Annotated in this window: 26 protein-coding genes and 2 pseudogenes; all 28 read left to right on the plus strand. The window is 43.3% G+C overall.

What is annotated here, in order from left to right; all coding sequences use genetic code 11:
* The first annotated feature begins 33 nt into the window (after positions 1-33).
* The 28 genes and pseudogenes from spoIIIAC (at position 34) to QFZ77_RS18240 (ending at position 22,461) form a co-directional block, all read left to right on the plus strand.
* Complete coding sequence (gene spoIIIAC, locus QFZ77_RS18110) at positions 34-237, plus strand: stage III sporulation protein AC (protein ID WP_029197158.1); 204 nt, start codon at positions 34-36, stop codon at positions 235-237.
* Positions 238-247: 10 nt separating this feature from the next.
* Entirely contained in the window at positions 248-637 is a 390-nt protein-coding gene (gene spoIIIAD, locus QFZ77_RS18115) for a stage III sporulation protein AD (protein ID WP_307441594.1), read from the plus strand.
* Positions 638-660: 23 nt separating this feature from the next.
* Positions 661-1,860 carry a stage III sporulation protein AE gene (gene spoIIIAE / locus QFZ77_RS18120; RefSeq protein ID WP_307441595.1) on the plus strand — a complete coding sequence of 400 codons (1,200 nt, stop codon included), beginning with the start codon at positions 661-663 and terminating at the stop codon, positions 1,858-1,860.
* Between the two features lie 12 nt (positions 1,861-1,872).
* Positions 1,873-2,622, plus strand: coding sequence for a stage III sporulation protein AF (gene spoIIIAF, locus QFZ77_RS18125; RefSeq protein WP_307441596.1), 750 nt, complete (start codon positions 1,873-1,875; stop codon positions 2,620-2,622).
* Positions 2,623-2,626: 4 nt separating this feature from the next.
* Positions 2,627-3,265 carry a stage III sporulation protein AG gene (spoIIIAG, locus tag QFZ77_RS18130; protein ID WP_057307059.1) on the plus strand — a complete coding sequence of 213 codons (639 nt, stop codon included), beginning with the start codon at positions 2,627-2,629 and terminating at the stop codon, positions 3,263-3,265.
* Positions 3,266-3,300: 35 nt separating this feature from the next.
* Complete coding sequence (locus QFZ77_RS18135; protein WP_307441599.1) at positions 3,301-4,047, plus strand: SpoIIIAH-like family protein; 747 nt, start codon at positions 3,301-3,303, stop codon at positions 4,045-4,047.
* 156 nt (positions 4,048-4,203) lie between these two features.
* Positions 4,204-4,701 (plus strand): acetyl-CoA carboxylase biotin carboxyl carrier protein, encoded by a 498-nt coding sequence (gene accB / locus QFZ77_RS18140; RefSeq protein ID WP_057306420.1) that lies wholly within the window; start codon positions 4,204-4,206, stop codon positions 4,699-4,701.
* 104 nt (positions 4,702-4,805) lie between these two features.
* On the plus strand, positions 4,806-6,164 hold the full coding sequence (gene accC, locus QFZ77_RS18145; RefSeq protein ID WP_307441601.1) for an acetyl-CoA carboxylase biotin carboxylase subunit: 1,359 nt from the start codon (positions 4,806-4,808) through the stop codon (positions 6,162-6,164).
* 167 nt (positions 6,165-6,331) lie between these two features.
* On the plus strand, positions 6,332-6,745 hold the full coding sequence (locus QFZ77_RS18150; protein ID WP_057306418.1) for an Asp23/Gls24 family envelope stress response protein: 414 nt from the start codon (positions 6,332-6,334) through the stop codon (positions 6,743-6,745).
* An 88-nt stretch (positions 6,746-6,833) separates the two neighbouring features.
* Positions 6,834-7,394: an alkaline shock response membrane anchor protein AmaP gene (gene amaP, locus QFZ77_RS18155; RefSeq protein WP_173184387.1), complete on the plus strand. Its 561-nt coding sequence runs from the start codon at positions 6,834-6,836 to the stop codon at positions 7,392-7,394.
* Positions 7,395-7,408: 14 nt separating this feature from the next.
* Complete coding sequence (locus QFZ77_RS18160; RefSeq protein WP_307441604.1) at positions 7,409-7,636, plus strand: DUF2273 domain-containing protein; 228 nt, start codon at positions 7,409-7,411, stop codon at positions 7,634-7,636.
* A 142-nt stretch (positions 7,637-7,778) separates the two neighbouring features.
* Positions 7,779-8,237, plus strand: coding sequence for a transcription antitermination factor NusB (gene nusB, locus QFZ77_RS18165; RefSeq protein ID WP_307441605.1), 459 nt, complete (start codon positions 7,779-7,781; stop codon positions 8,235-8,237).
* 74 nt (positions 8,238-8,311) lie between these two features.
* A complete protein-coding gene (gene folD, locus QFZ77_RS18170) occupies positions 8,312-9,178 on the plus strand; it encodes a bifunctional methylenetetrahydrofolate dehydrogenase/methenyltetrahydrofolate cyclohydrolase FolD (RefSeq protein WP_307441606.1) in 867 nt (288 codons plus the stop codon).
* 8 nt (positions 9,179-9,186) lie between these two features.
* Positions 9,187-10,557, plus strand: coding sequence for an exodeoxyribonuclease VII large subunit (xseA, locus tag QFZ77_RS18175; protein WP_307441607.1), 1,371 nt, complete (start codon positions 9,187-9,189; stop codon positions 10,555-10,557).
* The gene (gene xseB, locus QFZ77_RS18180) at positions 10,544-10,798 is read left to right on the plus strand and encodes an exodeoxyribonuclease VII small subunit (RefSeq protein ID WP_057306412.1); all 255 of its coding nucleotides are present in this window, start codon (positions 10,544-10,546) and stop codon (positions 10,796-10,798) included. The genes xseA and xseB overlap by 14 nt, the downstream gene beginning before the upstream one ends.
* Before the next feature lie 49 nt (positions 10,799-10,847).
* Complete coding sequence (locus QFZ77_RS18185) at positions 10,848-11,705, plus strand: polyprenyl synthetase family protein (protein ID WP_373462751.1); 858 nt, start codon at positions 10,848-10,850, stop codon at positions 11,703-11,705.
* Between the two features lie 118 nt (positions 11,706-11,823).
* A complete protein-coding gene (gene dxs, locus QFZ77_RS18190; protein ID WP_307441608.1) occupies positions 11,824-13,710 on the plus strand; it encodes a 1-deoxy-D-xylulose-5-phosphate synthase in 1,887 nt (628 codons plus the stop codon).
* A gap of 36 nt (positions 13,711-13,746) precedes the next feature.
* Positions 13,747-14,581 (plus strand): annotated as a pseudogene (locus QFZ77_RS18195) (TlyA family RNA methyltransferase).
* A gap of 152 nt (positions 14,582-14,733) precedes the next feature.
* Entirely contained in the window at positions 14,734-15,186 is a 453-nt protein-coding gene (locus QFZ77_RS18200; protein WP_307441610.1) for a hypothetical protein, read from the plus strand.
* Between the two features lie 2 nt (positions 15,187-15,188).
* Positions 15,189-15,638, plus strand: coding sequence for a transcriptional regulator AhrC/ArgR (gene ahrC / locus QFZ77_RS18205; RefSeq protein WP_307441612.1), 450 nt, complete (start codon positions 15,189-15,191; stop codon positions 15,636-15,638).
* A gap of 15 nt (positions 15,639-15,653) precedes the next feature.
* Positions 15,654-17,381, plus strand: coding sequence for a DNA repair protein RecN (gene recN, locus QFZ77_RS18210; protein WP_307441613.1), 1,728 nt, complete (start codon positions 15,654-15,656; stop codon positions 17,379-17,381).
* A 118-nt stretch (positions 17,382-17,499) separates the two neighbouring features.
* Positions 17,500-18,840 (plus strand): SpoIVB peptidase, encoded by a 1,341-nt coding sequence (gene spoIVB / locus QFZ77_RS18215; protein WP_047673952.1) that lies wholly within the window; start codon positions 17,500-17,502, stop codon positions 18,838-18,840.
* Between the two features lie 233 nt (positions 18,841-19,073).
* Positions 19,074-19,868: pseudogene (gene spo0A / locus QFZ77_RS18220) on the plus strand (sporulation transcription factor Spo0A).
* Between the two features lie 174 nt (positions 19,869-20,042).
* Positions 20,043-20,429 carry a site-specific integrase gene (locus tag QFZ77_RS18225; RefSeq protein ID WP_307441614.1) on the plus strand — a complete coding sequence of 129 codons (387 nt, stop codon included), beginning with the start codon at positions 20,043-20,045 and terminating at the stop codon, positions 20,427-20,429.
* A gap of 274 nt (positions 20,430-20,703) precedes the next feature.
* The gene (locus QFZ77_RS37850; protein WP_373462620.1) at positions 20,704-20,919 is read left to right on the plus strand and encodes an HAD hydrolase-like protein; all 216 of its coding nucleotides are present in this window, start codon (positions 20,704-20,706) and stop codon (positions 20,917-20,919) included.
* Positions 20,920-20,932: 13 nt separating this feature from the next.
* Positions 20,933-21,283: a hypothetical protein gene (locus QFZ77_RS18230; protein ID WP_307441615.1), complete on the plus strand. Its 351-nt coding sequence runs from the start codon at positions 20,933-20,935 to the stop codon at positions 21,281-21,283.
* An 18-nt stretch (positions 21,284-21,301) separates the two neighbouring features.
* Positions 21,302-21,649 carry a VOC family protein gene (locus QFZ77_RS18235; protein WP_307441617.1) on the plus strand — a complete coding sequence of 116 codons (348 nt, stop codon included), beginning with the start codon at positions 21,302-21,304 and terminating at the stop codon, positions 21,647-21,649.
* A gap of 149 nt (positions 21,650-21,798) precedes the next feature.
* Complete coding sequence (locus QFZ77_RS18240; protein WP_307441619.1) at positions 21,799-22,461, plus strand: carboxylesterase family protein; 663 nt, start codon at positions 21,799-21,801, stop codon at positions 22,459-22,461.
* Positions 22,462-22,969 lie beyond the last annotated feature (508 nt).

Raw genomic sequence — 22,969 nt, forward strand, 5'->3', positions numbered from 1 at the left:
TGAGTTCCTTGTCAACAGAGTGAGGTGCCTGGAATGAACGTAGATGTGAATGCCATTTTCCAGATCGCCGGCATCGGTATCATCATCGCGATGATCCATTCGGTGCTCAAGCAGATGGGCAAAGAGGATATGGCACACTGGGTCACGGTCATTGGCTTCGTGGTCGTGCTCTTTATGGTCGTCAGTATGCTCGATCATTTATTTAAAGAAATCAAAACGATCTTCCTATTCCAATGAGGTGGGCCTGATGGAAATCATCCAGATCGTAGGTTTAGGACTCATCGTTACGATATTAACGCTCATCATCAAAGAGCAGAAGCCAATGTTCGCTTTCTTGTTGGCAGCATTTACGGGCATTATGATTTTCTTGTTCCTCATCGGTAAAATTTCTTCTGTCATCCAGGTGCTCGAGGATTTAGCTCAAAGGTCAAGCATCAATATGGTTTTTCTCAAAACGATTCTGAAAATCATTGGTGTTGCTTACATCGCTGAATTCGGTGCTCAAATCGTGCGAGATGCCGGTCAAGAATCCATTGCCTCCAAGATCGAGCTTTCCGGGAAAGTGCTCATTATGGTGATGGCTATTCCAATCATTACAGTCATCATAGAGACCGTCGTTAAACTGCTCCCTGCTTAGATGATCCATGAGGAGTGACATTTATGAATCTACTTTATTCGCACCAGAAGCTGAACAACCGCTGGATCATTTTGTTCATAATGACAATGGGCTTGTGGCTTGGATTGACGGGCAATATGGCCGCCGAATCGCCTGCGGATGTCATTATCAAGGAGCAGGCCAACCATCTGAATACGGAACCTGTTGAACAATACTGGGATAAGCTCATGAAGGATTACGGCGGTTACTTCCCTGAAAGTAAGACGCCAACCTTCATGGAATTGCTTCTTGGGACCAAGGGCATTAGCATGAAGAGCATTTTCAAAGGGTTGCTTAGCTATGTGTTCCACGAAATCATCATTAATGGAAAGCTGCTTGCTTCGATCGTTATCCTGACGATTTTCAGTATGATTCTCGAAACGCTGCAAAGCTCCTTTGAAAGAAATACGGTCAGCAAGCTTGGTTATTCAATTGCCTATATGGTTCTAATTATTATAGCAATCAACAGCTTCAGCGTAGCAATCGGTTACGCTAAAACGGCTATTTCATCCATGATTCAATTCATGATTGCCATTGTACCTTTGCTGTTAACTCTTTTGGCATCAATGGGCAATGTCACTTCTGTGGCGATTTTACATCCACTGATTGTGTTCATGATCCATTCAGTTGGCACAGCGATATATGTGTTTATATTCCCTCTATTGTTCTTTTCAGCTGTCCTGCACATCGTAAGCTCCCTAAGCGAGAAATACAAAGTCACCCAGTTAGCGAACCTGCTGCGCACAATAAGTTTAAGTTTGCTGGGAGTATTCGTCACTGTTTTTCTCGGCGTTATATCGATTCAAGGGACTGCGGGAGCGGTTAGAGATGGGGTTGCGATTCGAACGGCAAAGTACATTACCGGAAACTTTGTCCCCGTTGTGGGACGCTTATTCTCGGATGCAACAGAGACAGTGATTGGGGCATCGCTGCTTGTGAAAAATGCTATCGGACTCGTTGGGGTTGTCATTCTAATCTTGTTGTGTGCGTTTCCGGCTATCAAAATTTTAACGCTAGCTTTCATCTATAACTTATCCGCAGCGATCATGCAGCCCTTGGGAGATAGTCCGATTATTGCTTGCTTGCAAACGATAGGTAAGAGCTTAGTTTATGTGTTTGCGGCACTGGCAGCCGTCAGCTTAATGTTCTTTCTAGCTCTAACGATCATGATTGCGATCAGTAATGTCTCCGTGATGATGCGGTGAAAGGAGGCAGCTATGGATTGGTTAGCGGGATGGCTAAAAAGCGTCATCATGGTCATTATGTTGGCTACATTTGTTGATCTACTACTTCCCAGTAATACCATGCAGCGATATGTCAAAACGGTTATGAGTTTATTCATCCTGCTTACTTTGTTATCTCCGGTACTTCAATTGTTTCAGAAGGATTGGGACATCGATCAATTAATCGGTCAAGCGGAGCAGCGGCAAACCGAAAAAACAATGCTTGCAAGCAGCGGTAGTGGAAATCCATTTATGAAATCGCTCGATGTGATTACGAAGGATGCTCAAAAGCTTCAAGAAGCAGGACAAAAGCAATCACAGCAAATGATTCAAACACAGCTGGCTGAGCTGATGAAAGAGGATTTACAGAAGCAAACAGAGCTGATCATTCAAGACGTTCAGGTGCTGGCGCAAATCGACAATAACGGGAAACCCGCTATAACGAAAGTCAGGGTAACCCTTGATGATATAGAAGCGACGAAACAGGTACGATCAACGTCAACCACTAAAAGCATAGCTGTCATGGAACCAGTCAAGCCAATTGATCCGATACGGATCGAACCAACAACGAAGCTGCAGGGAAGTAACCCCAGTGACAAAGAAGCAGCTGCTCTGCCTAAGTTATCGTCACGAATAGAGCAAGAGGTTGACCATCTCAAGCAAAAAATCGTGCGTGATTGGATCGTGGAGCCTGCACAGATTGATATCCAAATGAAACAACGGAATGGAAGGATTGCGAGGTGAATCGATGGGAACATTGCTGCAATGGATGGAGCACAAATTCGGCGGAGGTCCGGGAGGACCCAAACGCAAGAACACGCTCTTGTGGGTCGTTATGATTGGACTCTTGGGAGCTGCGCTGATGATTATGAATGCATTTATGACTGTAAAAGATGTTGATCCCATCAATGCGGGCAGAGCCTCTCCGCAACCCAGCAAAGAAACATTTCTCAACAGTACATCCAAAGAAAATTCTACCTTTCACGATTATGAAGCGGCCTATCAAACGCAGTTGAAGGAGATTTTGCAGAAAATTGTTGGCGTAGGCGATGTTGAAGTGCTCGTTACAATTGAGTCCACGGAAGAAATGACAGTCGACAAAAATTATAATGACAATCAGCAAATGACAACAGAACGCGACAATGGTGGAGCTACACGGAATATATCCCAGGTAACGCGGAGTGGTGAAGTGGTTGTCTATCAAGTGTCTGGTGACCAGAAACCGCTTGTGCTCAAATACATTAAACCGAAAATCAGAGGCGTCATCGTTGTCGCCAAAGGCGCCGAGAATCTCACGGTGAAAAAAATGATTACAGAAGCTGTAGAGCGAGGACTTGATGTGCAAGCGAGTAGGATCTCTATTTTACCCCGTAAAACTGGGGGATGAATGTGGCAGTAAATCAAAATTGAGGAGGAATTTCAATGAATGCGAAAAGACAAACAATTTGGCTCGTTTCTATGCTTAGTTTAATGGTGGTGCTTTCCGCTTATTATCTGTTCACAGAGGATGTTAATAAGCTTGATTTAGCAACAACGGAAACGATCAATAAAACGCAAGAAGTGAAGATTGATATGAGCCAGGTTGACCCTGCGAACGCAGCTAAAACAGATGTGAAAGCGACAACTGGTGGAGATGCAAAAGTCGACACGAAAGCTGTGACACCGCAAAATTCAACAAAAACAGACGCAAAAACAGATGTTAAAACCGATGCTAAAACAACAACGACGCAAGATGCTTCCAAAGCGACTAAACCAGATACGGCTAAAACGGATGATCAAGTTCTGAAGATCGTTGAGGAGCAAGCGAGAACGACATCAGCTAGCGATTATTTCACGAATGAGCAAATGAAACAAAGAGATTATTTCAGCAAAACATCCTCGGATTTAATGGAAATCATTATCGATTCTAAGAAGACACCTGAAGCTGTAGCTAAAGCGACAAATGATTTAGCGAAGCTGACAGATATTCAAGAAAAAGTAGAAAATTTACAAGATGTGCTTATGAAAGACTTCCCGCAAGCCATTATTAATCAAGATGGAAACAAGTGGAAAGTGACAGTTCAAAGCGATAAATTGGAGAAAAGCCAAGGTGTAACGATCGTTGATATGGTAATGAAAGAGCTTGGTACAGGTCCGGAAAATATTAAGATTCAATATGTTCGTCCTTAGTAAAAAGAGGTGAGTTTAGCCTGCTGGGGATGGCAATGGAAAGGGTCCGGACAAACTGGACTCTTTCCATTTCTTGCGTTTATGGGTATAATACATACGTTGCGGCTATGAAACCGCATTTTTTACTGGTTCACCAACCTTGAAGGAGTGACATGAATGTTTAAATTGAGTGAAATCAAAGAGTTGATCAAACTCGTCGATCAATCCTCTTTACAAGAGCTTGAAATCGAAAATGAAGGTGCACGCCTTTCTATTCGCAAGCCGAATAAAACGGAGTCTGTCTATGTAACGGCCCCCGTTCAACACACGTATGCTCCGATCGGTCAAGCAAGCATTGCTAACACAGCACCTGCTGCCGCTCTCGAAGCTTCGATCCCTGCGACTACTGGACATGCTAAGCAAGAGGACTCATCTTTACATAAGATAGTTTCACCGATGGTAGGAACCTTCTATCAGTCTGCTTCTCCTGGCTCTGCTCCTTTCGTAAGTGTTGGCTCTAAAGTAGGCGACAAAAACGTCGTCTGTATTGTGGAAGCTATGAAATTGATGAATGAAATCGAAGCTGAAATTAAAGGTGAAATCGTTGAAGTGCTCGTAGATAACGGTCAGCTTGTTGAGTACGGTCAACCTTTATTTTTAGTTAGACCAGAGTAAGCGATTAGTAAGCTTATGCTTATGACGCAGTTTTGCTTGAGCAAAACTCAATACACGCTTATGATGCAAGTTTTCCTAACGGAAAACTCTTAGGAGGAAAAATAATGAAATTTCATAAAATCCTAATAGCGAACCGCGGAGAAATTGCTGTTCGTATTATCCGAGCTTGTCGCGAGCTTGGCATTTATTCAGTGGCTGTTTATTCAGAAGCTGATCGCGATGCGCTTCATGTGCGTCTAGCCGACGAAGCCTATTGTATTGGGCCAACAGCCTCCAAGGACAGCTATTTGAACTTCACGAACTTGATGAGTGTTGCTACGCTAACAGAATGTGATGCGATCCATCCGGGATATGGCTTCTTAGCAGAAAATGCGGACTTCGCTGAAATTTGCGAAAGCTGCAATATTACATTTATTGGTCCATCCCCAGATGCGATAAGCCGGATGGGTGATAAAGCGGTTGCCAAGCAAACGATGAAAGAAGCGAGAGTACCGATCATTCCAGGTTCGGACGGTTTGGTTGAGAACATTGACGACGCGATCGTCATTGCTAGAGATATCGGTTACCCGATTATCATTAAAGCGACTGCAGGCGGCGGCGGTAAAGGTATACGTATTGCTGAGAACGAGGAAACACTCGTACAGCAAATTACGGCAGCGCAGCAAGAAGCACAAAATGCTTTTGGCAACGCAGGTATATATTTGGAGAAATACTTGACTGGCATGAAGCATGTTGAAATTCAAATTATTGCTGATAAACACGGTAATGTTGTTCACTTAGGTGAGCGTGATTGTTCCGTACAGCGCCGTAGACAGAAGCTTGTTGAGGAAGCTCCTTGCCCAATTCTGACAGCTGAAACACGCACAGCGATGGGGCAAGCAGCCGTTCGTGCAGCGAAAGCCGTTAATTATTCCGGTGCTGGAACTCTTGAGTTCCTACTTGGCCCTGATGGGAATTTCTATTTCATGGAAATGAACACGAGAATTCAGGTTGAGCATCCCGTAACCGAAATGATTACAGGAATCGATATCATCCAAGAGATGATTCATGTTGCAGAAGGTAATCCATTATCTTTTGGACAAGAGGACGTCCGCATTAATGGATGGGCTATAGAGTGTCGTGTAAATGCGGAGGATCCGAATCGGAACTTTATGCCTTCAGCGGGTCAAGTGAAGTTTTACTTGCCGCCAGGTGGTTTTGGTGTTCGTGTTGACAGCGCGGTATATCCGGGCTACACAATCCCGCCACACTATGATTCCATGATCGCTAAGCTTATTGTTTGGGGAAATACGCGAGAAGAAGCGATTGCCCGCATGAAAAGAGCGCTCACCGAGTTTGCGGTGGATGGTGTGAACACGACGATTCCATTCCATTTAAAGCTGCTTGAGCACAAGAAATTTATCAAGGGTGACCATGATATTAAGTTCTTGGAAGAACATGATGTGAATGATCCAGAATCTTAGACAAACATTTGTCATATTTTTGGTGAAATGGTATAGTAATAAATTAAGATGGCTTATCCAAACCATGGATCAAGCAAGGGAATGCTTATGAAACAAGTTTGTTTCACAAACTCAGTTATGCTTACGACGCCAGTTTTGCTGGCGCAAAACTCTAAGGAGGTGCCACAATGAGCACAATCGCTCCGGATTACGTCAAAACAGACATGGGCAGCATCCAAATTGCCCCCGAGGTTATCGAAATCATTGCCGGCTTGGCAACGGTGGAAGTGCAAGGAGTAGCGGGGATGAGTGGCGGATTAGCTGGCGGCATTGCTGAATTGCTTGGACGTAAGAATTTGTCCAAAGGCGTAAAGGTAGAAGTCGGACAACGTGAAGCAGCCATTGACGTCTCCATCATTATTGAATATGGCAATCGGATTCCTGAAGTTGCAAGCGACATTCAACAAAATGTGAAGCAGGCAATTGAATCGATGACAGGCTTAAACGTTGTTGAAGTTAACGTTCATATTCATGATGTTCATTTTAAACAGGTAGATAAACCGGTTGAAGAAGAAACAGCAGCTGCCCATCGTGTGAAATAGGCGGAATTGCTGCATCCATATGGATCAATTGAAACCCCCTACAGGTTGCAGGGGGTTTCCTCTAACTATAGGAAGGGGACAAGCTTACGTGGGTAAAATTGTGGACAGGCTCTTGCTACTTCTCTATAGCCTAATTATTCTAGTTGCTTCTATCGTTGTTTTGTTCACAGCTTCGAGCTGGATCCCGTTAGAACAAGCAGGTCAAATGCTAAGTAATTTTTATTTCGAAAAAAGCTTTGCATACCCAGCGATTATCATCAGTTTGATCATGCTGTTGATCTCTGTTCGTTTCCTCATTTTAACGCTGCGCCGCGGTCGTTCTCAAGCGCCATCCATCGATCAACGAACGGATTTCGGAGATATTCGCATCTCGATAGAAACGGTTGAGAATTTATCTTTGAAAGCTGCTGGTCGCACCAAAGGTGCCAAAGATCTACGTGCCCGTGTTAGGGTGAATCAATCAGGTCTAGAAATTACGATCAGAACCATTGTAGATGGGGAAAGTTCGATTCCTGAACTTACTGAAGAGATGCAAAGTACTGTGAAAAGTTACATCGAAGATATTACTGGCATTCCTGTAGCTTCCGTAACCGTATTCGTAGCGAACATCGTGCAATCAGCCCCAACTTTTAAAAGCCGAGTCGAATAGAGGTGAACCCACTCATGTGGAATGAGCTGTGGGAGTCCCATAGGGGCAAAGTGATCGGAGTGGCAGCAGGCGTTTTCTTCGGCTTCATTTATTTATTTTTTGGTTTTTGGGATATGTTGATCTTTGGATTCATTGTTCTGCTCGGCCTTTATGTAGGGAACAAACTGGATCGGAAAGAAAGTTTCGTCATTCTTGAAGACATTTGGCGCTATCTCACGCAAAAATGGAGAATGTTTCGCTAAAATCCCTGGTTCTACCATGGATTTTTTTGTTTGGATTCATTCCAATATGACGTATACTAGTAAAAAGAGTTTTTTAGGACGAGTTACATCCATGATTGCTTAAGAAGTCAGTTTTCTGGCGAAAACTTTTAGGAGGACCACAATGAAACGCAGAATTGCACGAGAAATTGCCGTACAAAGCCTTTACCAAATCCAGATGAATGAGGCTACACCTCAGGAAGCTGTCCAAATTGCGATTCATGAAGCAGAGCATGATAATGAAACAGAGTTGAATTTTTCCGGAGATAAAATTGACCCTCTATACATTGTTGAACTCGTTGAGGGTACATACAGTAACAAAGTTAGAATTGATGAACTGCTTGAAGAGTACTTAAAAGGTTGGGCGATGGACAGGCTCTCACGGATTGATCGTGAAGTGTTGCGTTTGGCTGTGTATGAAATGCTGTACAGAGATGATGTTCCACCTAAAGTTGTCGTCAATGAGGCGATTGATTTGGCCAAGCATTATGGCACGGAGGAGTCAGGCAAGTTCGTTAACGGTGTACTTGGTAAAATGATTAAAGAAGTTGAAGATTTAAAGGGCAAAGTAACACCGTCCTAATTAACATTGATTATTCAACCATTTATATATAGCCATAGCAAACGTTTTTCACAAAACTCTTAGGGGGAAATAACATGTCTGCAAAAGTTATTAATGGGAAAGAACTCGTGAGTTCCATCCGTGAGGAGATCAGGTCGGATGCGGCCGTGCTTACTGCGCAAGGCAACCAGCCTGGTCTTGTCGTTGTTATTGTGGGAGAAGATGCGGCTTCACAGGTATATGTAAGAAATAAAGCGAAAGCCTGCGATGATGTAGGGATTTATTCCGAAGTACATCGTTTACCGGAAAATACAACGCAGCAAGAGTTAATTGCACTTATTCATAAATTTAATAGCGATAACCGAATTAACGGCATTCTTGTTCAATCACCGCTGCCTAAGCATATCAATGAAGAAGCAGTTGTTGATGAAATTGATCCGCTTAAGGACGTGGATTGTTTCCACCCTATTAATGTCGGTAACTTGATGATTGGCAAAGACGGTATGAAACCATGTACACCGCATGGTGTTATCGAAATTCTAAAACGCACAGGAGTCGAAATAGCTGGTAAGCACGCTGTAGTTGTAGGAAGAAGCAACATCGTAGGCAAACCAATGGCTATGCTTCTTCTGCGCGAGCACGCGACGGTATCCGTTGTCCACTCTCGTACTCCGAATATGGAGGAAATCACGAAACAAGCGGATATTCTTGTTGTTGCTGTTGGTAAAGCTCATTTGATTAAAGCTCAACACGTGAAGCCTGGTGCTGTCGTTATCGATGTGGGGATGAATCGTCCTGCTGACGGTAAACTGACAGGGGATGTTGATTTCGAAGCGGTAAAAGAGATTGCAAGTGCAATCACACCCGTACCAGGTTGCGTAGGTCCAATGACGATTACCATGCTGCTTCGCAACACGGTTGATGCAGCTAGTCGCGCAGCTAAAGCGAATGTGAGCGTTTAATTAGGAGTATGGCGAGAAACGAGACGAAGATTTTATCTGTTAAGGATTTGAACCGGTATATTAAACTCATGCTAGAGGGCGATTCCCGTCTGCAGGATGTTTGGGTTCGTGGGGAAATCTCTAATTTCACTCACCATTCCAGCGGTCATATGTATTTTACGATGAAAGATGCGGATGGCAGACTAAAAAGCATCATGTTTGCTTCTCATAACCAGAAGCTCGGTTTTTTACCGAAAGAGGGAACGAAAGTGATCGCTCGCGGTAATATTTCCGTATATGAAAGAGACGGAGCGTATCAGTTCTATGTGACGGCGATGCAGCCAGATGGCATCGGCAGTTTGTATATGGCCTTCGAGCAGCTCAAGAAGAAGCTCGAAGGGGAAGGACTGTTCGCGGCGGAGCGCAAGAAACCGATTCCTCGGTTTCCGCGCGCGATCGGCGTGATTACGTCTCCGACAGGGGCTGCTGTGCGTGATGTCATCATCACGCTGCAGCGCCGCTACCCGTCGGTCCAGATTCTTCTGTACCCGGTACTGGTACAGGGAGCGCAAGCAGGCCCTTCGATCGTTAAGGCGATCGAAGCCATGAACCGGCTCGGTGAAGCCGACGTGCTCATCGTGGGCCGCGGCGGCGGCTCGCTCGAGGAGCTCTGGGCGTTCAACGAGGAAGCCGTTGCGCGGGCTATCTGCGCCTCCGCGATTCCCATCATCTCGGCCGTCGGCCACGAGACGGACTTCACGATCGCGGACTTCGTCGCCGATCTGAGAGCGCCGACGCCTACGGCGGCGGCTGAGCTCGCGGTGCCGAATCACCTCGAGCTGAAGCAGCAGCTGTCGCAGCTTGCGCAGCGGCTGCACTACGGGCTGCTCCAGCAGCTGCGCCGCAAGCAGGAACGGCTGGAGCGCGCGAAGCGCTCCCCGTTCCTGACGAACCCCCGCAGGCAGCTGCTGATGCAGCCAGCGGAGCGACTCGACCGGCTTGCGGAGCAGCTCGGTTACCGCATGCGCCAGCGCCTAACGCTGCTAGCGGAACGGCGATTGAAGCTGGAGCGCCGCTTATCCAGCTTCAATCCCAAAGAGCAGGCCGTGTCGGCAAGGCGGCGCTTGGATACTTCCAAGCGGCAGATGCTCACGGCCATGCAGACCCTCCTGCGTACGAAGAAGCAGGAGTGGCAGTCCGGCGTCCGTCATTTGGACGCCCTCAGCCCGCTAAAGGTCATGCAGCGGGGCTACAGCTTGGCGTACGACGAACAAGAGCAGGAGCTCATTCGTTCCGTCTCCCAAGTGAAGGTTGGAGATTTCGTTAAGATTCGTCTCAAGGACGGAAGATTGAATTGTCAGGTATCGGGGATGGAGGAGAACAAAGATGTCTACGAGTGAAACGGAAGTTAGCTTTGAACTGGCCATTGAGCAGTTGGAGCGCATAGTTGCCCAATTGGAAAGCGGCGATGTGCCTTTGGAGAAAGCCATTGAGCTTTATCAAGAAGGCGTTCGGCTCTCCCATCTGTGCGGTGTGAAGCTTGAACAAGTGGAGAAGAAAATTGAGATGCTGGTTGAAGGTGAATCGGGTACTGTGAGCAGGAAGCCTTTCCAACCTGTCTTGGAAGATAAGGGGAATTAGGTTGAATAAGACGTCTACCATTCATGAATATATAGCTTCCCATGCTGATATGGTTGAAGCGGCATTAATCCAAGCGCTGCCTGCAGCATGGGATGTTCCGGGTTCTCTTCGTGAGTCCATGAATTATTCCTTAATGGCTGGAGGCAAGCGCTTGCGTCCCATTCTGGTGCTAGCAGCAGCTGAAGTGCTTGGGGGTTCCCTAGATGCAGCGATGCCTGTTGCTTTAGCCATTGAGATGGTTCATACTTACTCCCTGGTTCATGATGATTTGCCAGCAATGGATAATGATGATTATCGCCGAGGCAAGCTGACGAATCATAAGGTGTACGGTGAGGCCATGGCCATTCTAGCTGGCGATGCATTGCTGACTCATGCTTTCTTCAGCATTACGCAAGCCCATAAAGGCCATGGCATTCCAGCAGAACGTGTGTTGGCCATCACAGAAGAGCTTGCCATTTATGCAGGCGCTAGAGGTATGGTTGGCGGTCAAGCTGCTGATATGCTTGGAGAGCAAGGCATTACAAAGCTTGAAGAATTAGCTTTCATTCATACGCATAAGACGAGTGATCTCATTGTTTTCTCTTTACGTGCTGGCGGTCATATTGCTGGCGCAACGGATGCACAGTTGGGTGCACTTAGTGAATTCGGTAATGCCATTGGTCTTGCTTTTCAAATTCAGGATGATATTTTGGATATTATCGGTGATGAGAAGAAGTTAGGTAAGCCTGTAAAGAGCGATGAGAAGCAGCAAAAAGTAACTTATCCCTTTTTTATCGGGATCGATGCTTCGGAGCAGAAGGTTAAGGATTTGACGAATCACGCCAAAGAAGCACTGCTTCGTGCACAGATAGCACACCCAGAAAGGCTTCTCCAACTGGCGGATTACTTAATGCAGAGAGATCATTAATCCGTTATTGAATGTATGATTCCCCTTGCGTTTTTGTCGTTTTACACGAAATACCCAATTTATGATATAATGGTGAAATCGATCTCAGTATTTTCACATTGAAAGTGAGGAAACAAGCGTGCTGCTCGAACAAATCAATCGGCCTGAGGACTTGAAGCGTTTATCCTTGACGGAGCTTGAGACATTGGCTGGTGAAATCCGTCAATTTCTGATTGAGAAGCTGTCCGTTACAGGTGGACACTTGTCCTCCAATTTAGGTGTGGTTGAGCTCACCATTGCTTTACATACCTTGTTCCACAGCCCGTATGATAAATTTATTTTTGATGTGGGTCATCAAGCTTACGTACACAAAATTTTAACTGGTCGCAAAGATAAATTCGATACTCTTCGCAAATACAAGGGACTTTGTGGATTCGTAAAACGTTCTGAAAGTGAACATGACGTCTGGGAAGCCGGGCATAGCAGTACTTCGCTGTCAGCCGCAATGGGAATGGCGATGGCTCGCGATCTTAAAGGTGAACACAATAAAGTTGTTGCCGTTATTGGTGATGGGGCGATTACCGGCGGTATGGCGTTAGAAGCAATGAACCACATTGGTCATGAGAAGAAAAATATTATGGTCATTCTGAATGACAATGAAATGTCGATTGCGCCCAATGTCGGGGCTATTCATAATTATTTGAGCAAAATTCGTTCGGATCGTCATTATCTGAAGGCCAAAGAAGAAGTTGAACATTTACTTAAGAAAATTCCTGCCATCGGCGGCACCTTGGCCAAAACCGCGGAAAAGCTGAAGGACAGTCTCAAATATTTTGTATTAAACGGTGTTTGGTTTGAGGAATTAGGGTTCACTTACATTGGGCCTGTAGACGGACATAATTTGCCAGTGTTGCTCGATACGCTTAAACAGGCTGAGAAAGTTAACGGTCCTGTGCTTGTTCATGTCGTAACGACCAAGGGTAAAGGGTATACGCCAGCCGAACAGGATTCGCACAGTTGGCATGGTCCAGGACCTTACAAGATCGAATCAGGTCAGGTGCTTAAATCCGTAGGTCCCCCCATGTATACAGAAATTTTCGGGAATACGTTAATCGAGCTTGCTGAGAAGGATTCCAGAATTGTTGCTGTTACTCCAGCTATGCCTGGAGGCTCTGGGTTACTGAAGTTCGCGAAGCAGTTCCCCAATCGGATGATTGACGTCGGAATTGCGGAGCAGCATGCGGCAACACTATGTGCAGGTCTTGCGAGTGAAGGCTTGAAACCAGTATTTGCGGTGTATTCCACTTTTCTACAGAGAGCTTACGACCAAGTCGTCCACGACATTTGCCGTCCGAAGCTGAATGTTACATTTGCTATTGACCGTGCGGGGTTTGTAGGTCCAGATGGCGAGACCCATCATGGTGTATACGACATTTCATTTCTACGGACGCTGCCGAACATGGTTCTTATGATGCCTAAGGACGAACGTGAATTAAGAGATATGATGCAGACTGCTCTTGAGTACAATGATGGACCTATCGCATACCGCTATCCAAGAAACAGCGGAACGGGATCGAGTATCGTTGAAACTCCAAAGGCGATTCCAATCGGTACATGGGAGACATTGCGTGATGGGGATTATGCTGCTGTACTTGCAGTTGGGCCGATGGTGCAGATTGCCGAAGAGGCAGCCGAACAATTGGCTAAGGAAGGCATCAACCTTCGCGTTGTCAATGCACGATTCATCAAACCGCTTGATGAAGCCTACTTACTCCAGCTAGCGAGTGAGTCTATTCCAATCATCACGATGGAAGAAGGTTCTATCCAAGGCGGACTTGGCAGCAGCGTAGTAGAATTCTACGCAGCCAAAGGTGTCGTTGGACTACACGTGCAAATAATGGGTATCCCGGATTACTTCGTTGAGCATGGAAGCGTGAAGGAACAACGTGAAGAAGTTGGACTTACCACACAAAACTTAGTCACTGAAGTGAAGAAGCTAGTGCCACGTAAACGACAACGAGCTTAGGCTATGGATGATAAGAATAGGAGTAACACAAATACAATGTCATCGGATAAAGAACGATTAGATCTATTGCTTCTTGAGCAAGGCTATTTCGAAAGCAGAGAAAAGGCAAAGGCCGCCATTATGGCAGGCCTTGTTTTGTGCTGATGAAGAACCTGTAGATAAAGCGGGTATGAAGATCAGCCGGAAAGCTGTATTGAAAGTGAAAGGTGCGCTTCATCCTTATGTAAGTAGAGGCGGCCTTAAGTTAGAGAAGGCATTGAAACAATTTGATATCGATTTAAATGGAGCAGTTATGCTTGATATCGGAGCCTCAACAGGCGGATTTACAGACTGTGCTCTGCAAAATGGTGCTGCCTCTGTGTACGCCGTCGATGTTGGCTATAATCAATTGGATTGGTCGCTTCGTAATGACGAACGTGTTCATGTTATGGAGAGAACGAATTTTCGCTATACGAAAATGGAGGATTTGAACGGTCCACGGCCAACATTTGCAAGCATTGATGTTTCTTTCATTTCGTTGAGAATTATTTTACCGCCATTGAAGGAGATCTTGTTAGATCAGGGACGAGTGGTTGCGCTCATTAAACCTCAATTCGAGGCAGGTAGAGAGAAAGTTGGAAAATCCGGTGTTGTACGCGATCCTGATGTGCATGTGGATGTGCTCACCACAGTGTTAACTTTTGCAGAAGAGTTAGGCTTTCGCTTGAAAGGACTGACATACTCACCAATCACAGGAGGGGAAGGGAACATTGAATTCCTTGCCTATTGGTCTATTGATACAGATGGGGATGCTTCTCTTGCTGACGCTTCTTCTCTGAAAGATTTGATTGCAGGGACGGTCAAAGAAGCACAAAAATTGCATGGCAAATAAACTCATCTTTGAGAACGCCTTTTTGCGGCCCAGAGATGGGTTTTTTCAGTAGATAGGAAAGTATCAGTTTTATATATAGAGTTCGTTTACCCTTGCTTCATAAAGAAGGATTTTCCGGGTAAATCCGCGAATACTATGGCGAGGTGAAGGACATGGAACAAGGCGATGTTAAAGTCATTTTGTTAATCCTGATCATAGTTGTTGGCATTATCTTTTGGCGCTTCCAAAGGTGGCTAGACGGACCAAATAAGAAGCGAAGAAGGATTCCTAGACGCTCAGAAATACCTCAGGATGAAGTCGTGGAGCTGCTTGAAGGAGCTGGCTTTGATGTGCTTGCCGGTAAAACCAAAATTCCTATCAGCATGACGATCAACGAAAGAGAACAGCTGGAAAGCCGGCTATTCATCGATTATTTTGCCCAGAAAGAAGAACAAATTTACATCGTGAAAGTAGCAAAGGAACGTAAACCACTTGAAATGACAGGAAGCGCTGTTCGTGATATGCTGCTAGCCTATAGTCTGATTTATCCAGAAACTGATGGCGTGCTTTATGTGGATATGGCTCTAAACAAAATTAAAAAAATCACATTTCATATAGAGGTGTAAGGATGAAAGGTCAAAGACATGTAAAAATCAGAGAGATAATTACGAATCACGAGATTGAGACGCAGGATGAATTGGTGGAGACTCTTCGGGCTGCTGGCTTTCATGTCACACAAGCGACAGTCTCACGTGATATCAAAGAGCTTCATCTGATTAAGGTTCCCTTGGATGATGGCAGATATAAGTACTCCATGCCGGCTGATCAGCGATTTAATCCGATGCAAAGACTACGAAGAGCATTGAGTGACCATTTTGTTAGCATTGACCATACCGACAATCTTGTCGTGATGAAATGTTTACCAGGTACAGCCAACACGATTTGCGCACTTATTGATAATCTAGAGTGGAGCGGTGTCATGGGGACGATTTGCGGAGATGATACCATTCTTGTGATTTGCCGCGGCAAAGAGAACAGCCTCACTTTTGTGGATGATGTTATGTCATTACTATCTTAATTTCAGGAGGAGCACATGCTTACAGAACTTTCGATTCGTAATTTGGCTGTTATTGAACATGTACATATTCGTTTCAAAGCTGGCTTTCATGTCCTAACAGGAGAAACAGGCGCAGGTAAATCGATCATCATCGATGCTTTAACACTTATTGTTGGCGGTAGAGGATCTTCGGAATTGGTACGTTACGGTGCAGATAAAGCAGAGATAGAAGCAATGTTTGAATTACCATCCACGCATCCGGTTTGGCATACGCTTACAGAACTCGGCATAAGTGCAGATGCCAGTGAGCATTTGCTTATTCGTAGAGAAATCACCGCAACGGGTAAAAGCTCCAGCCGCATTAATGGTCAACTGGTCAACTTGACGATGCTGCGCAAAACAGGGGAGTGGCTGGTTAATATTCATGGTCAGCATGAACATCAATCCCTTCTGAATGTAGATGAACATATTCATTCTCTCGATTTATTCGGTGATTCTGAAGTTGAGGCTGCGAAAAAAAACTATCAAGCTAGCTATGATCAATATATGAAACTGCAAAAAGAGCTGCGAGAGCTTCAAGAAACAAGCAAACAAGCGCTTCAAATGCTAGATTTATATCGTTTTCAAATCGATGAAATTTCGGCTGCAAAACTAAAAATGGGGGAAGATGAGACCTTAATCGAAGAGAAGCGAAAACTGGCTAACGCGGAAAAACTATTTCAAAGTTCTTCCGAGGCTTATGATTTCCTCTATGCGACGAATCGTGGCTTAGATGCTGCCGGAAAGGCGGTTTCCAGACTGCAGGATATCGTTCAACTTGATCCAACGAAGCTAAGTCCTCTTCTCGAGCAAGCGCAATCCGCGTATTATCAGATGGAAGACGCCGCTTATCAACTGCGTGATTATCGAGATGGCATCGAGTTTAACCCTTCGCGTTTGGATTTTATTGAACAAAGATTAGATATGATCACGTCTCTCAGGCGAAAATATGGAGAGAATATTAAAGAAATACTCGTTTATTTGGATAAAATTAAAAGTGAAGTCGATACCATTGAAAATAAAGATGAGCATATTCGTAAATTAGAGGACAAGCTTGCGGCCGAAGAAAAGCAGTTGGGCGTAGCGGCTTTGGATCTTTCCAATTTACGCAAAGGGATTGCTGAACAGCTTGCAAGCCAAATTGAGCATGAACTTCGTGATCTGCAGATGGAACGCACGCAGTTCCGTGTACAAGTGGAACAAACACTTGACGAACGAGGCATTCTTGTTGAAGGAAACAAAGTACGTTACTCACGGCAAGGGATCGACCAGATTGAGTTTCTCATGGCCCCCAATCCTGGAGAGCCGTTACGCGGTCTTAGTAAAATTGCTTCTGGCGGGGAGCTCTCACGTATTATGCTCGCGATGAAAACGATATTTGCACGCATTGATCAAATTCCTGTCCTTGTTTTCGACGAAGTAGATACAGGTGTAAGTGGCCGCGCGGCGCAAGCTATTGCAGAAAAAATGTCCGTTTTGTCAACAAACTGCCAAGTTTTCTCGATTACGCATTTACCTCAAGTGGCTAGTTTCGCTGATGTTCATTTCTATATTCGGAAAGAAGTGGATCAAGAACGAACGTTTACACGTGTTCAAGATATGCCGGATTCTGGACGAATTGAGGAATTAGCGAGAATGCTTGGCGGAGTTGAAGTGACGGAAACCACCCTGCATCATGCAGGGGAAATGCTTGCCATGGCAAGAAATAAGAAAGCAAGGGCATGAAAGTATAGATAGTCAGCATTTTCAGTTATAAAACGGAGAGAGTGGGGTTAACTTAAAGGTACGCATTTGACGACGACAATCGTCAAGGCTCAAGGAAGTGTGAAGGAGCGTGAAGATATTGCAATCCAGCAAAAGAAAAAGATTGTTCGGACTCCTGCTCGTCTTCTTCGTTTGTATGGTAAGTTTGTCTCCGCCTTTTCAAAGCTTTGCCTCCTTCCCTCAGGAACTTCGCTTATTCAGCGGGCAGGGGAAGCAGCTCCAATTAACAATGCCGGTCAACGCCCAAGTCACGGTAAAAGATACGGATATTGTAAAGGTAAACGGCAATGCCAAGCACTCATTTCAAGTTAATTTGAAAGAACCCATCTCTTTGCAATCCGATCACTCTGGGCAAACAGAAATGAAGCTCAAGCTGTTCGGTGCAATCCCCATCAAGACAGTTAAAGTAAACGTAGTACCGGATTTGAAAGTCATCCCAGGTGGTCAAACAATCGGTGTGAAAATTAAGTCTGCCGGTATTTTGGTCGTAGGTCATCATTTAGTAACTGTTGCCCAAGACCAAAAAGTTTCACCTGGTGAAGAAGCGAAAATTCAAGTTGGTGATTTAATTACTAAGATCAATGGCAAAGATTCCAAGGATGTTAGTAAGGTTGCCGATCTTGTAGCCAAATCCGGAGAAAGCAAAACACCCCTGGAGCTAAAAATCCTTCGTAACAATGAAGAGATTATTGTTAAGCTGCAGCCTGTCTATGACGTCGTAGATAAGTCTTATCGCTTAGGTCTGTATATTCGGGATTCAGCTGCGGGTGTTGGTACTCTAACCTTCTACGCACCAGATCAAGGTGTGTACGGGGCACTGGGACATGTTATCACGGATATGGATACCCAAACGCCTATCATCGTTGGTGACGGCGATATTGTGTACTCTAATGTGACCTCTATTTCTAAAAGCCATAATGGAGATCCCGGCGAGAAACATGCTACTTTGTATAAAGATAGTAAAGTCATTGGTAATATCGAAAGAAACACGGCATTCGGTATTTTTGGAAAAATGTATGCTGCTCCTGACCACAGCTTGGACAAAGAAGCTATACCTGTTGCTTTCGCTGAAGAAGTAAAAGAAGGACCTGCTCAAATTTATACGGTCGTGGAAGGACAGAAAGTCGAAAAATTTGACATTCAAGTTGTCCATGTATCCAAACAAGACATACCAGGTACTAAGGGTATGGTTATTAAAATAACAGATCCGCGGTTGTTAGATAAAACAGGCGGTATTGTTCAAGGGATGAGCGGCAGCCCTATTATCCAGAATGGCAAGTTAATCGGAGCCGTTACTCACGTATTTGTGAATGATCCTACAAGTGGTTACGGTTGTTTCATAGAGTGGATGCTTCAGGACTCAGGTATTATTCTTAGACCTTCTTCAGGAGCCTCTTACAAAGAATCAAAGGCGAGCTAGAAGCCTTTGATTCTTTATTTTATTTTAACCTCATTCTACAAGGAAAAACACGGCCTCATGTGAATTTGTCGAAAAATGTTGGATATAGAAGATAAATATATTATTATATAAGAAAGTGAATTAAAAGAAAAGAAAAATAATATTCGACAGAAGGAATTTAAGTTGAGGTGTCGAATACCTTTACTTAAGAGAGAAATACCAACTTGTATGAGTAGCTAAAGGAGGATTTTATTTTGCAAAAAATTCAAGTGTTACTAGCAGATGACAATCGTGAGTTTACCCATTTATTATCAGAGTTCATTGGTGAGCAAGAGGATATGGAAATTGTAGGAGTGGCGTAGAACGGTAACGAAGTTCTTCGTTTTCTTGAGCAACAACGTGAATTGCCGGATGTACTCATTTTAGATATTATTATGCCTCACTTGGATGGCCTGGGTGTACTTGAAAAAATGCGTGAGATGAATCTTCCCACACAACCGAAAATCATCATGCTAACCGCTTTTGGGCAAGAAAATATCACTCAAAAAGCTGTGCAACTTGGAGCCTCTTACTACATTCTCAAGCCTTTTGATATGGAAACGCTAACGAACCGTATACGCCAGCTTGTTGGTAACAATCAAGCATCCGCAACCACTTCAACATCACGTGCAAATATTGTACATATGCCTAAAGGGAAAAACTTAGATGCTAATATCACCAGCATCATACATGAAATCGGCGTTCCTGCGCATATTAAAGGATATCAATATCTTCGCGAAGCGATCACGATGGTTTACAATAATATCGAAATCCTAGGTGCTATCACCAAAACTTTGTACCCAGCTATTGCTGAGAAGTACAAGACTACACCTAGCCGCGTTGAGCGCGCCATCCGTCATGCGATTGAAGTCGCTTGGACGCGCGGCAACATTGATTCAATTTCGTTTATCTTCGGATACACGATTAACATCTCGAAGTCCAAACCGACCAATTCGGAGTTCATCGCGATGGTTGCTGATAAGCTTCGCATCGAGCATAAGGTTTCTTGAGAGGGTTAGAATCTTTGTAATATCTCGGATTTAAGGATTTGGAAATTACTTACACGTAATATATGAAAACCAATAAACTTGTTTTGAAGCCTATAAACTTTTCCCATCTCACCCAATAAACCTTTTTGGTTTATTGGGTTTTAATTTGCCGAAAAAAGAGATGGAGGATTTTGTATGAAGTTATCAGAATTGGAGTTTTATGTTGAAGATTTTATAACGTATTGTCAGAACAAGAATTTATCGCGCAAGACACTTTCATCTTACGAACAATCATTAAAGTTATTTGTTGCCTATTTAAAGAATGTGCATGATGTTGATAAGATAAAAGAAGTTCGGACAGGTCATATCAGGCAGTATGTTTCATATGTGCAAGAACGTGGGAAGTATACTGTAGTTAATCGGGAGTCATCGAAACTTGTTAATTTTCCTGAAAAGAGAACAGACTATAAGAAAGAGGTTTCATCGATCACAATAAATAACTATATTCGTAACATTAAGGTTTTCTTTAACTGGCTGAAACAAGAAGGAGAGTTACTCAAAAATCCTGTTGAATCAGCATAATTTGCATTTTTTTGAATCCCCACAGAGATTTTATTTGAATCCTGGCTCGCTCGGTTGTTATGATAAGCCTCTTGCTCGCTATGCAATATTAGATATTGGAGAATGTATCGAAGTCCATTTAAAAGAAACTTCATATGAGAACAAGGCTTTTTTAAGTCAATACAACAAATTAGAAGTTCCAGCTAGAGAGTTTATTCTAAAGATTTTTCATGGAAACCAACATCTTGAAGTTAAATAAAACATGGATTTTATCTGAGTAGGAGAGTGGAAATTAGTGATACATATTGGATTGGACTTTGATGATACTTTAATGGATACAAGGAAATCTATTGTGAGTGTTCTTAATAAACAACTTAATCGTAATATTATGTTCGACGAAGTTACTATTTACGAAATATCCGAACTTTATGGGCAGAGTTTTGAAGAATTTCAAGAGTTTTTTATCATTAACCAAGGAGCCATACCCTTCCTTACAGGAAACACTATCTAGGTTAGTCGATAAAATGAAATTTACAATTATGACTGGAAGACCGATTGAATGGATGGAATCCGCAAAAAAGTGGATTAAAGAAAATGGTATTGTGGTTGAATCTTCACTATGTGCATCGCAATTTGAGAATGGGAAGCTAGAATGTGCAACGTTAAATGGGGTATCACTTTTTATCGAAGACCATCCAACACATGCCCTATCCTTAGCTGATGGAGGTATCAACGTACTGTTGATTGATAAACCGTATAATCAAGAGTGTCAACATGAAAGAATAACAAGAGTGAGAAATTGGGAAGAGATTGGCAAGATTCTTGATACTCTAGTATCACAAAATGTAAGAACGCTTAATAAAGAGAAGTTTTGACTAAGGGAGGAATGGATAGTGCAACTACGTGAATCAGGTATCATCTTATTTTGCGAACACTACGAACAAGCCTTAAAGTTTTACACTGAAAAGATTGGACTTCAAATTCGTGGACAAAAAAGTGATTTAGCTGTACTGGATTTTGGTGGCAGTTATCTAATGATAGAGGATAATGGCATTGCTTCAGCTTCACCAAAAACTAGAGAGCAAAATCCAATAGTGATAAGATTCAACGTTGACGATTTCGAAAATACGATTCTTGAAATAAAGAATCGTGGTGTTGAGGTTGATGTACATTCGTTTAATTGGGGCAAGATAGGCGTTATCATTGACCCTGAAGGAAATAGAATAGAGATAAAGGATTAGCGTTGCATAGGTTTCTACTCTAATGTTGTTGTGGGCTAAGTATATTGGTATATGATTATTAGACATGGATTTCGTGTAAGGAAATAAGGTTATAACCAATACTAATTTTTGGAAATGCGTTATAAAATCAGATTGAAAGGACTACTTTAATGACTGTACAGCCAAAAACCTGTAGTGTGGAAATAACAAAGAAAGTACAGATAGACTATCTCATTTCTTTTCCAGAAGGGTATGAAGACCAAAGTCGTGATTGGGGACTGATTATCTTTTTACATGGTATGGATATGAGGGGTGAGGATGTAACCCAGCTATGTAATTATGGACTGCTTGAAATAGTCAATGAAGGTAAATTATCATTACCTTTCGTGGTAGCTGTGCCCCAATGTCCTAGTGAATCGTATTGGAATATGGAGCGTGACGCAGTTGTCGCTTTGGTAGACGAACTTACAACTAATCATCGAATAGATTTAAGTCGAATTTATTTAATTGGATACAGTTTAGGCGGATATGGCGTTTGGGATTTAGCTATCCATAATCCAAAAGCGTTTACAGCAATTGTACCATTAAGTTCAGGTGGACAAATATCGAAAGCAGATAAACTTAAAGATATACCAATATGGGCTTTTCATGGAGCCAAAGATGAGATTATCCCATTAGAACAAATGATGGACATGGTAACTGCGGTAGAAAAACATCAAGGAATAGTAAGATTAACTGTTTACCCTGACCTTGGACATGACATAATGATGGAAACATTGGGTAACCAAGAACTATATGCGTGGTTGCTCGAACAAAAAAGTAGGGGAATTTAATAGTTCAATAAAGAGAAGTTTCATTAAGGCACAATCAAGAAGTTGTGCCTATGTTATCAGAGCGTCTAGGAAGCCTTGTTGGCGTTCAAGAGATTAGGGTTGGTTAGATATTTGAGAAGCCTTCCTTTACATTGTAGAAGGCTTTCGAGTATGACTACTTAAAAGGAATTAACGTTTGATTCTATAATAAGCTTTATGATTATTGCATGTAGGCATTAATTTATTGATTAAAGCTGTTTCGTCTATAAGTCGGTCGGTATCTCTACATACATAATAGCCTTTGACGATACATTCTTCTAACTTAAAATAGGTATCTCTATAACGGTTTCCTTGAACACTTTTTCTGATACATTGGCTTTGTCCCTGAATAAAATTACTTATTCTTGTTGGTTGCTTTTTTCAACCGTTCTTGTGCTCTTTGGCGACGGAGTTTCGATTTTGGCGTGTCGGTCTTTTTTAAGGAATTTATCAAGGAAAGTAGATCATTACCCTTTAGTACAGATGAGTC

The organism is Paenibacillus sp. V4I3 (genome assembly GCF_030817215.1).
Taxonomy (GTDB): Bacteria; Bacillota; Bacilli; order Paenibacillales; family NBRC-103111; genus Paenibacillus_E.

Bases quoted from the DNA above. Each gene is read 5' to 3' on its own strand.
- spoIIIAC (WP_029197158.1), top strand. From the start codon at position 34: ATGAACGTAGATGTGAATGCCATTTTCCAGATCGCCGGCATCGGTATC.
- spoIIIAD (WP_307441594.1), top strand. From the start codon at position 248: ATGGAAATCATCCAGATCGTAGGTTTAGGACTCATCGTTACGATATTA.
- spoIIIAE (WP_307441595.1), top strand. From the start codon at position 661: ATGAATCTACTTTATTCGCACCAGAAGCTGAACAACCGCTGGATCATT.
- spoIIIAF (WP_307441596.1), top strand. From the start codon at position 1,873: ATGGATTGGTTAGCGGGATGGCTAAAAAGCGTCATCATGGTCATTATG.
- spoIIIAG (WP_057307059.1), top strand. From the start codon at position 2,627: ATGGGAACATTGCTGCAATGGATGGAGCACAAATTCGGCGGAGGTCCG.
- QFZ77_RS18135 (WP_307441599.1), top strand. From the start codon at position 3,301: ATGAATGCGAAAAGACAAACAATTTGGCTCGTTTCTATGCTTAGTTTA.
- accB (WP_057306420.1), top strand. From the start codon at position 4,204: ATGTTTAAATTGAGTGAAATCAAAGAGTTGATCAAACTCGTCGATCAA.
- accC (WP_307441601.1), top strand. From the start codon at position 4,806: ATGAAATTTCATAAAATCCTAATAGCGAACCGCGGAGAAATTGCTGTT.
- QFZ77_RS18150 (WP_057306418.1), top strand. From the start codon at position 6,332: ATGAGCACAATCGCTCCGGATTACGTCAAAACAGACATGGGCAGCATC.
- QFZ77_RS18160 (WP_307441604.1), top strand. From the start codon at position 7,409: ATGTGGAATGAGCTGTGGGAGTCCCATAGGGGCAAAGTGATCGGAGTG.
- nusB (WP_307441605.1), top strand. From the start codon at position 7,779: ATGAAACGCAGAATTGCACGAGAAATTGCCGTACAAAGCCTTTACCAA.
- folD (WP_307441606.1), top strand. From the start codon at position 8,312: ATGTCTGCAAAAGTTATTAATGGGAAAGAACTCGTGAGTTCCATCCGT.
- xseA (WP_307441607.1), top strand. From the start codon at position 9,187: ATGGCGAGAAACGAGACGAAGATTTTATCTGTTAAGGATTTGAACCGG.
- xseB (WP_057306412.1), top strand. From the start codon at position 10,544: ATGTCTACGAGTGAAACGGAAGTTAGCTTTGAACTGGCCATTGAGCAG.
- QFZ77_RS18185 (WP_373462751.1), top strand. From the start codon at position 10,848: ATGGTTGAAGCGGCATTAATCCAAGCGCTGCCTGCAGCATGGGATGTT.
- QFZ77_RS18200 (WP_307441610.1), top strand. From the start codon at position 14,734: ATGGAACAAGGCGATGTTAAAGTCATTTTGTTAATCCTGATCATAGTT.
- ahrC (WP_307441612.1), top strand. From the start codon at position 15,189: ATGAAAGGTCAAAGACATGTAAAAATCAGAGAGATAATTACGAATCAC.
- recN (WP_307441613.1), top strand. From the start codon at position 15,654: ATGCTTACAGAACTTTCGATTCGTAATTTGGCTGTTATTGAACATGTA.
- QFZ77_RS18225 (WP_307441614.1), top strand. From the start codon at position 20,043: ATGAAGTTATCAGAATTGGAGTTTTATGTTGAAGATTTTATAACGTAT.
- QFZ77_RS18230 (WP_307441615.1), top strand. From the start codon at position 20,933: ATGAAATTTACAATTATGACTGGAAGACCGATTGAATGGATGGAATCC.
- QFZ77_RS18240 (WP_307441619.1), top strand. From the start codon at position 21,799: ATGACTGTACAGCCAAAAACCTGTAGTGTGGAAATAACAAAGAAAGTA.